18 protein-coding genes are annotated in these 12,522 nt (G+C 63.5%); all 18 read left to right on the top strand.

The annotated features are described in order from the left end of the window. Positions 1-444: a hypothetical protein gene (locus AABE20_RS04250; protein ID WP_338332003.1), complete on the top strand. Its 444-nt coding sequence runs from the start codon at positions 1-3 to the stop codon at positions 442-444. Beyond that, complete coding sequence (locus tag AABE20_RS04245) at positions 444-926, top strand: DUF4054 domain-containing protein (protein WP_338332002.1); 483 nt, start codon at positions 444-446, stop codon at positions 924-926. Before AABE20_RS04250 ends, AABE20_RS04245 begins: the two co-directional genes overlap by 1 nt. A gap of 26 nt (positions 927-952) precedes the next feature. Then, positions 953-1,333, top strand: a complete 381-nt coding sequence (locus tag AABE20_RS04240) for a hypothetical protein (RefSeq protein WP_338332001.1) — start codon at positions 953-955, stop codon at positions 1,331-1,333. Beyond that, positions 1,288-1,848 (top strand): phage neck terminator protein, encoded by a 561-nt coding sequence (locus AABE20_RS04235; RefSeq protein WP_338332000.1) that lies wholly within the window; start codon positions 1,288-1,290, stop codon positions 1,846-1,848. Before AABE20_RS04240 ends, AABE20_RS04235 begins: the two co-directional genes overlap by 46 nt. Positions 1,849-1,852: 4 nt before the next feature. Further along, positions 1,853-3,016: a DUF3383 family protein gene (locus AABE20_RS04230; protein ID WP_338331999.1), complete on the top strand. Its 1,164-nt coding sequence runs from the start codon at positions 1,853-1,855 to the stop codon at positions 3,014-3,016. A gap of 2 nt (positions 3,017-3,018) precedes the next feature. After that, positions 3,019-3,453: a phage tail fiber protein gene (locus AABE20_RS04225; RefSeq protein WP_338331998.1), complete on the top strand. Its 435-nt coding sequence runs from the start codon at positions 3,019-3,021 to the stop codon at positions 3,451-3,453. Position 3,454: 1 nt separating this feature from the next. Beyond that, positions 3,455-3,925 (top strand): hypothetical protein, encoded by a 471-nt coding sequence (locus tag AABE20_RS04220; RefSeq protein ID WP_338331997.1) that lies wholly within the window; start codon positions 3,455-3,457, stop codon positions 3,923-3,925. A gap of 130 nt (positions 3,926-4,055) precedes the next feature. After that, a complete protein-coding gene (locus tag AABE20_RS04215) occupies positions 4,056-5,108 on the top strand; it encodes a hypothetical protein (protein ID WP_338331996.1) in 1,053 nt (350 codons plus the stop codon). A 76-nt stretch (positions 5,109-5,184) separates the two neighbouring features. After that, positions 5,185-5,940 carry a DNA/RNA non-specific endonuclease gene (locus tag AABE20_RS04210; RefSeq protein WP_338331995.1) on the top strand — a complete coding sequence of 252 codons (756 nt, stop codon included), beginning with the start codon at positions 5,185-5,187 and terminating at the stop codon, positions 5,938-5,940. Between the two features lie 168 nt (positions 5,941-6,108). After that, complete coding sequence (locus AABE20_RS04205) at positions 6,109-6,822, top strand: hypothetical protein (RefSeq protein WP_338331994.1); 714 nt, start codon at positions 6,109-6,111, stop codon at positions 6,820-6,822. Beyond that, positions 6,822-7,124 carry a phage baseplate plug family protein gene (locus AABE20_RS04200; RefSeq protein WP_338331993.1) on the top strand — a complete coding sequence of 101 codons (303 nt, stop codon included), beginning with the start codon at positions 6,822-6,824 and terminating at the stop codon, positions 7,122-7,124. The genes AABE20_RS04205 and AABE20_RS04200 overlap by 1 nt, the downstream gene beginning before the upstream one ends. Continuing rightward, positions 7,117-8,160: a baseplate hub protein gene (locus AABE20_RS04195; RefSeq protein WP_338331992.1), complete on the top strand. Its 1,044-nt coding sequence runs from the start codon at positions 7,117-7,119 to the stop codon at positions 8,158-8,160. Before AABE20_RS04200 ends, AABE20_RS04195 begins: the two co-directional genes overlap by 8 nt. Continuing rightward, positions 8,150-8,791, top strand: coding sequence for a Gp138 family membrane-puncturing spike protein (locus AABE20_RS04190; RefSeq protein ID WP_338331991.1), 642 nt, complete (start codon positions 8,150-8,152; stop codon positions 8,789-8,791). Before AABE20_RS04195 ends, AABE20_RS04190 begins: the two co-directional genes overlap by 11 nt. Positions 8,792-8,871: 80 nt before the next feature. Further along, positions 8,872-9,225, top strand: a complete 354-nt coding sequence (locus tag AABE20_RS04185; RefSeq protein ID WP_338331990.1) for a hypothetical protein — start codon at positions 8,872-8,874, stop codon at positions 9,223-9,225. Next, positions 9,212-10,438: a baseplate J/gp47 family protein gene (locus AABE20_RS04180; RefSeq protein WP_338331989.1), complete on the top strand. Its 1,227-nt coding sequence runs from the start codon at positions 9,212-9,214 to the stop codon at positions 10,436-10,438. Before AABE20_RS04185 ends, AABE20_RS04180 begins: the two co-directional genes overlap by 14 nt. Then, complete coding sequence (locus tag AABE20_RS04175; RefSeq protein WP_338331988.1) at positions 10,438-11,010, top strand: DUF2612 domain-containing protein; 573 nt, start codon at positions 10,438-10,440, stop codon at positions 11,008-11,010. The genes AABE20_RS04180 and AABE20_RS04175 overlap by 1 nt, the downstream gene beginning before the upstream one ends. A 2-nt stretch (positions 11,011-11,012) precedes the next feature. Then, positions 11,013-12,056, top strand: coding sequence for a hypothetical protein (locus AABE20_RS04170; RefSeq protein ID WP_338331987.1), 1,044 nt, complete (start codon positions 11,013-11,015; stop codon positions 12,054-12,056). Next, positions 12,056-12,490 (top strand): hypothetical protein, encoded by a 435-nt coding sequence (locus AABE20_RS04165; protein WP_338331986.1) that lies wholly within the window; start codon positions 12,056-12,058, stop codon positions 12,488-12,490. Before AABE20_RS04170 ends, AABE20_RS04165 begins: the two co-directional genes overlap by 1 nt. The last annotated feature ends 32 nt before the right edge of the window (positions 12,491-12,522 follow it).

Raw genomic sequence — 12,522 nt, 5'->3', positions numbered from 1 at the left:
ATGGCAGCAGCCCCTTCCAACTCCCCCCGTGGGGCCAGCACGGTTACGGTTATCTGCCGCATGCCCGCAGGGCTTGTGCTGGACCTGTATGACACGGCCGCACTGGCCGCGCGCGCCAGTGCGGCCAACCCGGTTATGGCCCCGCCCAAACCGACCGCCAGCGTGCGTTTGCATGGGGCCAAGGCGGACCCGCGCTACCATGTGCGTGACAACCTTCTGCTTGGCATGGGGGGGCGCACGCAGGTGGATGCCGCCTTCTGGCAGGCATGGTGCGCGCAGAACCCCAATTTTCTGCCGCTCAAAAACGGGCTGATCTTTGCCCAGCCCACCGAGCGCGATGCCGGGGCGGAACTGGCCGAACGTGGCCAGCACCCCAGCGGGCTGGAGGGGCTGGAACCGGCCAGCCTGCCCGGTGTAACGCCCTTTGCACGGGACGTGGCCTGATGTCGGGCACCGCCACATCGGGCGGGGCGGCATCGGGTGGGGGCACAGCAGATGCGGCCACGCCGGGTGTGGTTGTGTTTGACTACGCGGCATGGTCCGCCCGCTTTGGCACGCTTGCGGCCAGTGTGGGGGCCGCGCAGGCACAGGCCTGTTTTGAGCAGGCCACACTCTACCTGCCCAATACCCCGACAAGCCCTGTGCGCGACGTAGGCAGGCGCGCCCTGCTGCTGGGTCTGCTGGTCGCCCATATTGCAACCCTTGCCCTGCCGCAGGAGCAGGGGGGCAATGGCGGGCTGGTCGGGCGTGTGGCCTCGGCCAGCAGGGGGAGTGTGTCGGTCTCAACCGATTATGCCCCCCAGACCGAGCGGGCGGCATGGTTTGCCCAAACCCAGCACGGGGCGGCCTTTTGGGCTGCCACGCGCGGGTTGCGGCAGGCGCGCTACCTGCCCGGTGGGCCGCAGATACCGCGCATATGGCCGTAATTTTTGTATAACCGGAGTATGCCACCATGCAGCTTTTTGCACTGGCTGGTCGGCTGAGTAGCGCTGTTAACCCCTGTGTTGCGGCAACCCTGCTGGCCAGCACGGGCAGCGTGACCAACCCCGATGGCAGCCAGACCCCCACCTACACCCCGCTGGCTTTGCGCATAGAGGTGCAGGCCGTGGCGGGGGCGGACCTGCAACAGGTGCAAAACATTACCCAGCAGGCGGACAGGCGCGTGGTGTACCTGCCTGCCGCCGCCCGCGCGCTGAACAGACCGTTGCAGTGCGGGGGCGATATTTTGCAGTTTTATGGCGCGGACTGGCTGATCACCCAGTCCCTTGAGGAATGGGGGGAGGGGGAATGGTCCAAGGTTCTGGTAACCCGGCAGAGCAGCCCACCTGCGTAATAACCCCAACCGAAGGGCAGATTTACGGGGCGGTGCGGAACTGGCTGCTGAGTGTGCTGCCCGCCTGCGTGCAGGTGGTGCTGGGCCAGCAGAACCGCGTGGCCCCACCCCTTACACCCTTTGTCACCATGACGGTGGTTGAGCGCACACGCCTTGCCACCAATAGCTGGGCATACACCCCCACAACGCGGGAGGTGAGCGAGCCTGTCCTGCTGGGCATGCAGCTTGGCATTTTTGGCGCAGGGGCGGGGGATTACGCGCAAACCCTTGCCACCCTATGGCGTGACCCGTTTGCGGGGGCGTTTTTTGCGGGCGGGCCGTTCCAGCTTGCTCCGCTGGATGTGGAGGCTCCCATCCAGTCCGGCTTTAGGAACGCAGAACACCAGTATGAGGAAAACTGGAGTGTAACCCTGCACATGCAGGTCACATTCCGCCTGAGTATTGCTCAGGATTTTGCAACAACCCTGTCGGTCATCGCCGTAAGTGCCGATGCAACCGATGCGCCAGAGGAGTAACGCTGTGGCTGGCATTCCCATTTCCACCATTGTCAAGGTCACCCCCGGTGTGCTGGGTGCAGGCGGCAGCCTGAACGCGCTGACCGGCCTTGTGCTGAGCACCAACGCAGCCGTTGTGCCCGCAGGCACCACCAAGGACTTTACCACCGCTGCCGATGTGGGCGCCGCATTTGGCATGGAGTCCGTAGAATACCAGATGGCCTGTGTGTATTTTGCAGGCTACACCAATGCGGTCATGACGCCCGCGCGCCTTTTGTTTGGTGGGTACACCACCCCCGCAACAGGGCAGAGTGTGGCCGAGCAGATGACCACCCTGCGCGCCACCAATGCCGCATGGAACGCTGTAGCCCCCGCGTTTGAACCCGATCTGGCGGACAAGCAGGCCCTTGCCCAGTGGGTGGCAGGTCAGGGCAACACCCTATGGGCCGTGCTGTGGGATACAGACGCGCAGGCCACCACCCAGAACAGCACAACCGCGTTTGGTGTGTGGCTTAAAAACCAGAACCTGAGCGGCGTAAGCGTTGTATACAACGACCCGCTGGCCGCAGCGCTGTGCATGGGGTGGATGGCGTCCCTCTCCTTTGGCACAACGGCTGGGCGGCAGACGCTGGCCATGGTGCAGGATGGTTCCGGCCTTGTAACCCCCGCGGTGGTGGACGGTACAACGGCTGCAACACTGCTTGATAATGGCTACAATTTTTACGGGGCGTACGCCAATGCCTCCACCACGTTCCAGTTCATGCGCCCCGGTTGTGTGTCTGGTCCGTTCCTTTGGGCGGATAGTTACGTCAACCAGATCTGGCTCAATGCCAGCCTGACCTCGGACCTGATCACCCTTTTGCTCAATACCGGGCAGATCCCGTACAATACGGAAGGGGACACATTGGTGGCCGCCAGTGTGCAGGGCACCATTACGCAGGCACTGGGCTTTGGGGTCATTCAGCCCGGTGTGGCGCTGAGCACGGCGCAAAAGCAGCAGATTAACAACGCAGCCGCCGTGGCCACAGCGGCGGAGAGTGTGGTCACACGTGGGTGGTATTTTATGCCCAATGTGTCCACCGCCCCCGCGTCCTTGCGGGTGGCGCGCACAACCCCGCCCGCACGCCTGTGGTACGCAGACGGGCAGAGCGTGCAGGCCATAACCCTGAACAGTGTTGAGGTGCAGTAACCATGGCGCTCGATATTTCGGCAGCCAATGCCATTTTCACCATTACCGTGCCCGGCCTTTACAACGCGCCTGTCACGCTCAAAAACTTTGCCACAGACCGTGCGTGGGATGTGGCGGAGCAGAACTGCGCCCAGACCGAGATGTCGATCGATGGGTACCTGAACGCAGGCTTTGTGCCCGAACCCGTGGACCAGAACATTGTGCTTTCCGCCGCGAGCGAGAGCGTGATTGTGTTTGAAGCCATTATGACCGCGCAGCAGACCGCGCGCACGCTCTACCGCCTGGGGGCGGAAATTACGCTTACCTCCACAGGGCGCAAATATACCATGGTCAATGGTGTGCTGCGCGCAATGGCCCCCATGCCCTCGGCCGGGCGTATGCTGGCGGACCGGCATTTTGGTGTGCGCTGGCAGGCCATTTACCCGGCGGGGCTGTAACATGGCGTTGCGTCAGAGCAGCGTGTGTGTGCCCATGGAAGGGGCAGACCACGGGAAGGTGTTTGTCATTACCCGCATGTCCGCCATGGAGGCGGACCAGTGGGGGCGGCACTGCCTGCAGGCGGCCATTGCCTCGGGGGCGGATATTCCGGGGCTGGAGGAGGACGCGGGGCTGGCGGGGCTGGCCGCTGTGGGGCTTGGCATTTTTGGCGCCATGGACCCCGAGCGGATGGACAGCCTGCTGGCCCGGCTTATGCGCTGTGTAAGCGTGCAGCCCGACCCGCGCAATCCGGCGGTGCGCCGCCCGCTTGATGAGAGCGATCTGGAGGAAATTCCCACCGTTGGCTGGCTCCAGAAGGAAGCATTTGCCCTGCATGTGGATTTTTTCAAAGGCGTCGGCCCGTTGTTTTCCCTTCTGTCGGCACTGCTCCAGACGGAACCCGGCGCGCCGCCGCCCGCTGCCCCAATGTAAGTGAGCGGCACGCGCTGGTCATGATGGAAGGTCTGGCCAGCCTGCATGAACTGCAAAGTGTGTATGACAGCGAGGATTTTGAAAACCTGCTGGAAATGGCTCTGGTCAAACGGTTTAACAGGTAAAAACAATGGCAACGCTCACACAGTGCCTGATAGCCACATTGTTGCGCATGCACCCCAAAAGCGCGGATGCGCCGCAGGGGCGCCATGCCGGGCCGGTGCTGGCGCGTGCGGTTTTGTCCGTTCTGGCGGGGGCGGCGCCAGAACGCGCGGTAAAGGGGAGGCGGGGCGCTGTTGCGGCCCTTGTGGCCACCATGCTGCCCGCCCGGCAGACCCATATGGAGCGTGGCGGAGGGGTGGTTCCTGTGGTGCGCCTGCGGGGGCATGGGCGGGCGCTGGCCCGTATGGCGGCAGGCCATGCGCCAGCCCCCTACCCGGCGCCACCACCGGAGGGTGCGGACGGCACCGGGGCTGTGCAGGCGCACTTTTTGCAAAAAGTGCTGCAGGTTTCCACACCCCGCGCGGTGCAGGGGCAAAGTGTTCCCACGGCCAGAGTGCTTGATGCCGGGGGGGCACCTGCCCCGCATAGGCCGGTGGCGCAAGGGCAGGCGGGCGTGTGGCCCCAGCACGCCACACCCCCGGCCCAGACCACAGGCGCGGGCCACAAAACGGACGCCAGCAGGCCAGCCCCCCACCCGGGCGACATAATGGCGGGTGTGCTGCCACCACTCCCCACGGGGGCGCATGTGCTGGCCCTGTTGCTTGGGCAGGCGGAGGTGGGGCAGGGCCATAAGGGTGCCGGGTCCGGGGCTGCGCACAGGGGGCGTGGCTTACGCGCACCCGCCCGCCCCGTATGGCGCCATGCCGGGCTTATGGCGCGTGTTCTGCACCACGGAGCCGTTGGGGGGAGCGTCAGGCAGGGTGTGGGGCTGGGGGGGGCGGAGGGGGCGGAGCCAGATGTGGCCCCGCCCTGTGCGCCGCACTACCTGCATGCCACCAGCCGTGCCGTGGGGGTGGCCAGCACGGTGCCCCCCCTGCGCGCTAGCCCCGGTTCCACCGTGCAGGCCCAGATTACGGTTAACGCCACAAGTGCTACGGCACAGGCTATTGGGGATGAGCTTGCACAGCGGATGGATACGCTGCGCATGCAGGCGCGGCAGGCCAATATGGGGCAGTTCTAGGCTTTTTGGGTGTTCTGGGCTGGGTGTGTCTGGCGCGGCTATTGCGCGGGGGGCAAACTGGGTTATGGTTTGCCCCATGCGTCTGTTACTGGCTTTTGTTGCATGGTGTTGTGTTGCTGCTCCCGCATGGGCGGAAGAGGAGCGGTGTAACGCGTTTGGGGTGAACGCCCAGTTGCCAGTGCTGACCAGCACCCGGCTGGAGCAGGGCACGGCGCTGCTGTGCAACCGGGGGTATGCGGCCCTTGTTTCCACCGTATCGCACGGGCCATTATGGGCGGCCGAACATTTGCGCGCGCAGGACATGGCGGCTGCGGCCAAGCTGCCCCGCACGGGGCATTTTTATGCCGACCCGCGCTGGCCCGGTGGTTCGGGCCTGAGCGATTACAGGCGTGCAAAACCCTATGACCGGGGGCATATGGCCCCCAGTGGCGACCAGCCAACCCTGCAGGGGCAGCAGGAAACCTACGCCCTGTCCAACATTGTTCCGCAGGCTTCTGCGCTGAACAAGGGCATATGGGCGCGTATGGAGCGCAAGGTACGCCTGCTGGCCCGGCGCGAGGGCGAACTGTATGTGGTGACTGGCCCTGCTTTTCACCTGCGGCCCATTGCCACGCAGGGGCATGACCATGTGTATGTGCCCAGCTCGGTCTGGAAGGCGGTTTACTCCCCCACGCGCAACAGGGCCGGGGTGTATGTGTGCAAAAACCGCCCCGTGCACCCCCATTGTGATCAGGTGAGTGTGCAGACCCTTATTCGCAATGCCGGTGTGGACCCGTTCCCTGCCGTGTCCGCGCAGGTCAAGGCGCAGGTGTGGCGGTTGCCCTCCCCCTAGTGGCCACAGGCTGGCCCCTTGGGTGGGTTTGGCACAACACAGCATATCAGCAGCATTGGAGCGGCCCTACATGGGCCGCTTTTTTTTGTTCCGGCCCAAGGCCCGCGCAGGCGGTGTGGCCGCGCCCCCAACACAGACTTTTTTTTCTTTAAGGTGGAGTTTGCCATCATGCCCATGCTTCCCATCAGTCTTCCCGCCGTGTGGGATGTGCCCGTGGCGGCCGGGGTGCCGGTTCTGCTGGGCCAGTCGGTTGGGGCGGGGGTTTCGGCCTCGGCCTCCACGGCTGTTGCCACCCTGCTCAACGGCGCAATTCTGGCGCAGGCGGAGCGGCAGTGGGGTATTTTTACACCCGATAACAAGCCGGTCCTGACCTCTGGGCATGTGCGCGGCCTTGGTGTGCAAAGCCAGTGCCACATTGCCAGCGCCCCGCAGGAGGATGGGTCTTTCCTCTCCTATAACAAAGTGCGAATGCCCGGCCTGTATGAGGTGGAAATGCTGTGTGATGGCTCCAGCATGGAACTGGGCAGCGCCAGTGTTCTGGGCGATCTGCTCAGCACGTTTGGCATGCCCGGCCTGTCTGGCGCGTTGCAGACACGCGCCCTGTTTGTGGCGGCGCTGGACGCACTGGTGGCCGACCTTGGCCTGTACCACATTGTTATGCCCGAGGCGGTTTACACCAATGTGAATGTAACGGGCTACCGCATCCGCCGCGAGGTCCGGCTGGGGGTTAGCATGCTGCTGGCGGAACTGAGCGTGCAGGAAGTGCGGCTTGGGGCCACCACCACACAGACCAGCACGGCCACCCCGCAGGGGCAGGCGGTGCGCAATGGGGGGCATGTGCAGGCGCTTGCCTCCAACATGGATGTAACGGGGTTCCAGTAATGGCGGTTGTTATTCCCTTGAACGCTGTTGCGTATCAGAGCCTGCGGGTTCCCCTTTCGGGCCATGCGCTCCGGCTGGACGTGCAGCAGCGGAGCACCGGGCTGTATGCCGCCATGTGGGTGGATGACGTGCCCGTGCTGGCAGGTGTGCTGTGCCAGGACCGCACATGGCTTGTGCGCCACAGCGCCACCCCCCTGCCCGGAGACCTTGCCTTTGCCGATACGCAGGGCACGCAGGACCCGGATTACACCGCTCTGGGCAGCCGCTTTGTGCTGGTTTACGCGGAGGACGCCAATGGTTGAGAACACGCAGGCTGGCACGCAGGCAGCCACTCTGGCCAACCGGCAGGTGGATGTGGTGTTCACGCTGGCGCAGGACGGGTTTGGTGCAGCAGGGGCAGAAACAATAACCCTGAGCGGCTACCGCGTGCGTTGCCAGATTGTCAGCACCGGGCTGGAAAGCGGCATGGCCTGCGCCTTGCGGTTGGAAGGGCTGGCGCAGCCATTGCTCAACCGGCTTTCGCTCATGCAGGCGGGCATGGCGGCGCAAACGCGCAATACGGTTACCATTATGGCAGGCAATGCCGCAGGGCAGGGGGGGAGCACCCGCCCTGTTGTGTTTTGTGGTGGTGTGGTCGAGGCTTTTGTGGATTACGCCAACAGCCCCGATGTGGCGTTTGAGGTGCGTGCCCTCTCTGGCGCATTGCCTGCCGCACTGCCCGTGGCCCCTACATCGTTCGGGGGGGATGTGCCGGTAGCTACGGTCATGCAGGGGCTGGCAACCAAGGCGGGGCTGGGTTTTGCCAATTATGGCGTGCAAACCCTGCTGCGCGGAGGGGTGTATTACAAAGGCTCCGTGGCCGAGCAGGTGGATAGCTGCGCGCGGGCTGCGCGTATTTCCTACCAGATTGGTGTTGGGGTTCTGGCTATCTGGCCTGCGGGCATGGTGGCGCAGGAGCAGGGGCAGGCCTTGCCCGTAAGTGTTGCCACAGGGCTTGTGGGGTACCCCAGTTACAGCCAGTACGGGGTGCAGTTCCAAAGCGTGTTCAACCCCAACATTCGGTTCAGGGATACGGTCTACCTGCAAACAGGCACGTCCGCACAGGCAACAACGGGTGGGGCGTCCACCAGCCCGCAGGCTGGCGCGCAGGTAGGCACGCAGGGCAGCACCGCGCAGGCCAGCACCCTACAGGCAACAGGTGGCGCCCCCCCCGCCTGCGGGCTGTGGGTCGTGCAGAACGTGCGCCACGACCTACAGACAGAACGGCCCGATGGGCCATGGTTCACAACAGTGGAGGCGGCAAGGCCAGACTTTGCCGGGCAGGCTTTTGCAAGATAAACTGGTAGGCTCCCTGCGGGCCGAGGACGGGGCAAGTGCGTTTAACGCCACCAACGCGGCCATTCGCCGGGTGCTGGCCATGCTGGGGGCCACAGCCCTTGTGCAGGTGCGCGCCGTGCGGGGCACGGGGCTGGAGCCTGTGGGCATGGTGGATGTGCAACCCATGGTGCACCAGCAGGACGGCGCAGGCCGCACCACCCCGCACGGGCTGATCCACAACGTGCCGTATCTGCGCCTGCAAGGTGGCAGGCGCGCACTGATCTGTGACCCCGCAGTGGGCGATGTGGGGGCCATTATTGTCTGCGGGCGCGATATTGCCAGCGTAAAGGCCACACGCCAGCCAGCGGCCCCCGGCTCCTACCGCCAGCATGATTACGCGGATTCCCTGTATATTGGCGGGTTTTTGAACGCCGCCCCACAAGAATACGCAGGGTGGGTGGGGGAGGATTTTGTGCTCAACACCACAGGCCGCTTTGTTGTGAATGCTACGAGCTGCCAGATCAACTGCACCATGGAGGTGCAGGGCGGGGTGCGCGCCCAGGGCGATGTGCAGGCAGGCCAGATTAGCCTGCAAAGCCACACCCATACCGGCGTGCAGCCCGGCGGAGGCAAAACGGGCGCCCCGCAATAGGGTGCAACCTTGTGAAAAATTCAGAACTTTTTGTTATGACTCACCGCCCGTTCGAGGCGGTTTTTTTGTGTTGAGGGTCCATGAACACGCTGCTGCTTGACCGGACAACATGGGACCTGCTGCCCGACGCCAGCGGCAACATGGCCGTGGCGTCCGGGTCTTATGCCATATGCCAGAATGTTTCTTCCGCCATAAGGGTTTTTACGGGCGAGTGTTACTACAACACGGCAACGGGCCTGCCCTACCGCCAGCATATTCTGGCCCACACACAGGCGGCCCCGGTTTTTCGCATGCAGGCGGAGCAGGCGGCCAGCGCGGTAGCCGGTGTGGCTGCGGCCCGGTGCGTGCTGACCGGTATTTCCGCAAACCGCCAGTTGTCTGGCTATGTTCTTGTATCCACCACACTAGGAGATGTGCAGCATGTCGGGTTCTAACACCGTGGGCACAACGTCCGTTCCCGCTCCCACCATGACCGATGCAGGCTTTGTGGCCCCGGCGGAGAGCGATATTCTGGCTGGTATTCTGGCGGATATGAACGCAGCTTTTGGCAATGTGCTCAATACCGACCTGTCCACCCCGCAGGGGCAGCTTGCCATGTCGCTTACCGCCATTGTGGGCGATGCGTATGACCAGATGCTTGCCCTGTTCAATGGTGTGGACCCCGCGCGCGCATGGGGCCGCATGCAGGACGCTATTGGCAACCTGTATTTTATAACCCGCAAGCCTGCTACCGCCACAGTGGTAACCTGCCAGTGCGTGGGGGCTGCGGGCGCCATTGTGCCCCAGGGCACGCTGGTGCAGGACGGAAGTGCGAACACCTACGCAGCCAATGGCCCCATTACGCTGGACGGAACGGGGTATGGGTCGGGCACGTTCTCCTGCACGGTTATGGGGGCGGTGGAATGCCCGCCGGGCAGTATTGGGGTGTACCAGTCGGTTGTGGGGCTGACCAGTGTGACCAACGCTGCCGCCGGGGTAACCGGCCGCGCGGTGGAAGGGCGGCAGGCGTTTGAGTTGCGCCGCCAGCAGACCGTGGCGCACAACGCCATGGGGCCGCTGGATGCCCTTGCGGGCGAGGTGTTGTCCACCCCCGGTGTGACCGATGCCTATGTGTGCGAGAACAGCGCGGCCAACCCGGTGAGTGTGGGGGGTGTAACCCTGCCCGCGCACAGCCTGTATGTGTGTGTTAATGGTGGGCTGGACGCGGATGTCGCCCTTGCCATCCTCCGTAAAAAACCCCCCGGCTGCGCAAGTGTTGGCAACAGCCGCGTGGTGGTGGTGGACCCCAATGCGGCCTATGCCACACCGCCGGAATATACGGTGCAGTTCACGCGCGCGCAGGCTGTGCCGGTTTATGTGGCGGTGGTGCTGGCGGGTGGGGTCAATGTGCCCTCCACGGCGGTTACGGACGTGCAGGCCGCCATTGTGGCCGGGTTTGCCGGGGCTACGGGGGCCGAGCGCGTGGCCATTGGCGGCACGGTTTACGCCAGCAATTTTTACACCAGTGTGAGCGGTGTGGGGGACTGGGTTAAAATTGTGGGCATAACCGTGGGCCTTGCCGCCCAGCCCACGGTCCCTACGGTGGCGCTGACTATTGAGCAGATCCCCGTTGTCTCGACCGCCACAATCAGTGTGCAGGTGGTCTGATGCAGAATGTGCAGCAGACTTTTTTGTCCCAGTACGCCAATGCGCCGCGCATGCAGGCATTGGTTGCAGGCTGGAACCAGATGCTCGACCCCGCCCCCCTGATTGACCAGTGGTATCAAAAGGTCTGGAACCTGCAAACAGCGCAGGGCTATGGGCTGGATGTGTGGGGCCGCATTGTGGGTGTGTCACGCGTATTGAGCCTTTCTGCCCAGTCCTATCTGGGGTTTTACGAAGCCTCGGACCTGACGGAGCAGGGCTTTGGGCAAACGCCATGGTACCGTGGGGTGGACGCAACCAACAACTACCGGCTGGCTGATGATGGGTACAGGCAGCTTATTTACGCCCGCGCTCTCGCCAATATTTCCGGCGGTTCAGTGCTGGAAACCAACCAGATTCTGACCACCCTGTTTGCAGGTCAGGGCGATGCCTATGTGCGCGACAATGGGGATATGAGCATGACCTACGTGTTCAGGTTTGTGCCCACGGATGTGCAGGTCAGCATTATTCAGAACAGCGGCGTGCTGCCCCGGCCTGCGGGTGTTTCCGTCTCCTACTCCATTCAGAGTGAGTAATCATGAAAAACACAGATGACCGCAAGCTGTTTGGCACGCCCATTGGCGCAGGCGCTGCTGCAGGCAACATTGCCACCATCCCCCCAACACAGACCACGGCGGGCGATGGCACGGCCTCGGTCGCCCTTGGCTTTCCGCCCGAGACCTTTATTGCACGCGCAGCAGGGGGGGAGCCACCGCGTGGGCAGGACATGAACGGCCTGCTCAACCTGCTTTCCTCCGCCACACAGGTGTTGCAGGCAGGCTACCTTGGCCCGTTTGATGCGGCTTTTGCGCAGTCCATTGGTGGCTACCCGGCGGGGGCCATTGTTGCGGGGGCCGCCCCCGGCGCATTTTGGGTGAGCACAACGGATGCCAATGTTTCCACCCCCGGCGCGGAGGGCGCTACGTGGCAATCCCTGTTCAACGGATACGCCACTCAGGCGTGGGCCAATGGGCAGTTTTTGCAACTGGCACTTGCCACACTCCAAAGTGTTACCGGCCCGGTAGCCTTTGGTGGCCGCATGCAAGTTCCGTCCATATCCGCATTTACAGGTCTGGACGCGCTGAACGCGGTTACGGCAGAGGGGCGGTATGTCCGCTCCGTGCCCGCAGCCGGTGGCACAAATGTTCGCATTGTGGATGTGCAGGAAGATGCCGCCGGGAATATGATTGCCACAAGGGCAGACGGCACAACACAGAGTTACACGCCCGGTTCTGCCGGTATCATCCCCGCAACATCCACCTTGGGGGCTGTCTATTGGACAAGGCAGGGGGATATCCTGACCCAGTCCTTCCAGATCGTTGCTGCTTATAGCGGTATGTATCAGGCATTCCCTTTTGCTTACAGGGCTGGAACTGTTCCAAACCTGACCGCAACAGCAGGTGCGACAGCAAACGGCTATGTAGCACAGGTGCAGGTTGCAACCCCGCAGTACCCCAATCAGAGCGCGACAACCAATGTCGGGATTTTGTTAAGCATGCCGTGCTGGTCCGGGGGTGGCACTTCGCATGTCGTATCATCCTTGCCCGTTGCTCTTAATCTGACGATTGTGGGAGAGGTTTAATGTCCAACAGCTACCCGAACAGATATTACGCGCAATACGACACCAGTGCCGCCCAGCCAACGCCCGTTCTGGGCTGGCTGGATATGAGCATTTATTCCGACACAACCGGCTTTCCGCCCGCATCCGCCCTGCTGCCGATTACACAGGCGCAGTTTGCCGCGCGCACGGCGGGGCCATATGGCGTGAGCAATGGCGCGCTGGTCCTGTACGTGCCCCCTGCTCCTGTTATTCCGCTCACAACGCAGGCGCAAACCGCGCAGGCATGGGTGCAACAGCAGGCCAGCCTTGCGGCCGCTATGGGGGAAGTGTTTACAGCGGATATGAAAGCTTACGTGTTGGCCATTAACGCCATTGCAAGTGGTGCGGACACCACCAGCACGGCGCTGCCCACCCAACCTGCGGATGTGCTGGCGGCCAGCCCCGCCACCGCCTGAGCCGCATCAGGCCCACGCCCAGACCTGCCGCC

It is taken from the genome of Acetobacter zythi (genome assembly GCF_963921165.1).
GTDB lineage: Bacteria > Pseudomonadota > Alphaproteobacteria > Acetobacterales > Acetobacteraceae > Acetobacter.
Note: the sequence above shows the minus strand (reverse complement) of the source record. Positions and strands in the feature narration are given on the sequence as shown.

Coding starts and splice junctions, on each gene's coding strand:
- AABE20_RS04180 (WP_338331989.1), top strand. CDS start 9,212: ATGTCGGGTTCTAACACCGTGGGCACAACGTCCGTTCCCGCTCCCACC.
- AABE20_RS04220 (WP_338331997.1), top strand. CDS start 3,455: ATGGCGTTGCGTCAGAGCAGCGTGTGTGTGCCCATGGAAGGGGCAGAC.
- AABE20_RS04185 (WP_338331990.1), top strand. CDS start 8,872: ATGAACACGCTGCTGCTTGACCGGACAACATGGGACCTGCTGCCCGAC.
- AABE20_RS04210 (WP_338331995.1), top strand. CDS start 5,185: ATGCGTCTGTTACTGGCTTTTGTTGCATGGTGTTGTGTTGCTGCTCCC.
- AABE20_RS04225 (WP_338331998.1), top strand. CDS start 3,019: ATGGCGCTCGATATTTCGGCAGCCAATGCCATTTTCACCATTACCGTG.
- AABE20_RS04235 (WP_338332000.1), top strand. CDS start 1,288: ATGGTCCAAGGTTCTGGTAACCCGGCAGAGCAGCCCACCTGCGTAATA.
- AABE20_RS04175 (WP_338331988.1), top strand. CDS start 10,438: ATGCAGAATGTGCAGCAGACTTTTTTGTCCCAGTACGCCAATGCGCCG.
- AABE20_RS04165 (WP_338331986.1), top strand. CDS start 12,056: ATGTCCAACAGCTACCCGAACAGATATTACGCGCAATACGACACCAGT.
- AABE20_RS04245 (WP_338332002.1), top strand. CDS start 444: ATGTCGGGCACCGCCACATCGGGCGGGGCGGCATCGGGTGGGGGCACA.
- AABE20_RS04250 (WP_338332003.1), top strand. CDS start 1: ATGGCAGCAGCCCCTTCCAACTCCCCCCGTGGGGCCAGCACGGTTACG.
- AABE20_RS04195 (WP_338331992.1), top strand. CDS start 7,117: ATGGTTGAGAACACGCAGGCTGGCACGCAGGCAGCCACTCTGGCCAAC.
- AABE20_RS04205 (WP_338331994.1), top strand. CDS start 6,109: ATGCCCATGCTTCCCATCAGTCTTCCCGCCGTGTGGGATGTGCCCGTG.
- AABE20_RS04240 (WP_338332001.1), top strand. CDS start 953: ATGCAGCTTTTTGCACTGGCTGGTCGGCTGAGTAGCGCTGTTAACCCC.
- AABE20_RS04215 (WP_338331996.1), top strand. CDS start 4,056: ATGGCAACGCTCACACAGTGCCTGATAGCCACATTGTTGCGCATGCAC.
- AABE20_RS04200 (WP_338331993.1), top strand. CDS start 6,822: ATGGCGGTTGTTATTCCCTTGAACGCTGTTGCGTATCAGAGCCTGCGG.
- AABE20_RS04170 (WP_338331987.1), top strand. CDS start 11,013: ATGAAAAACACAGATGACCGCAAGCTGTTTGGCACGCCCATTGGCGCA.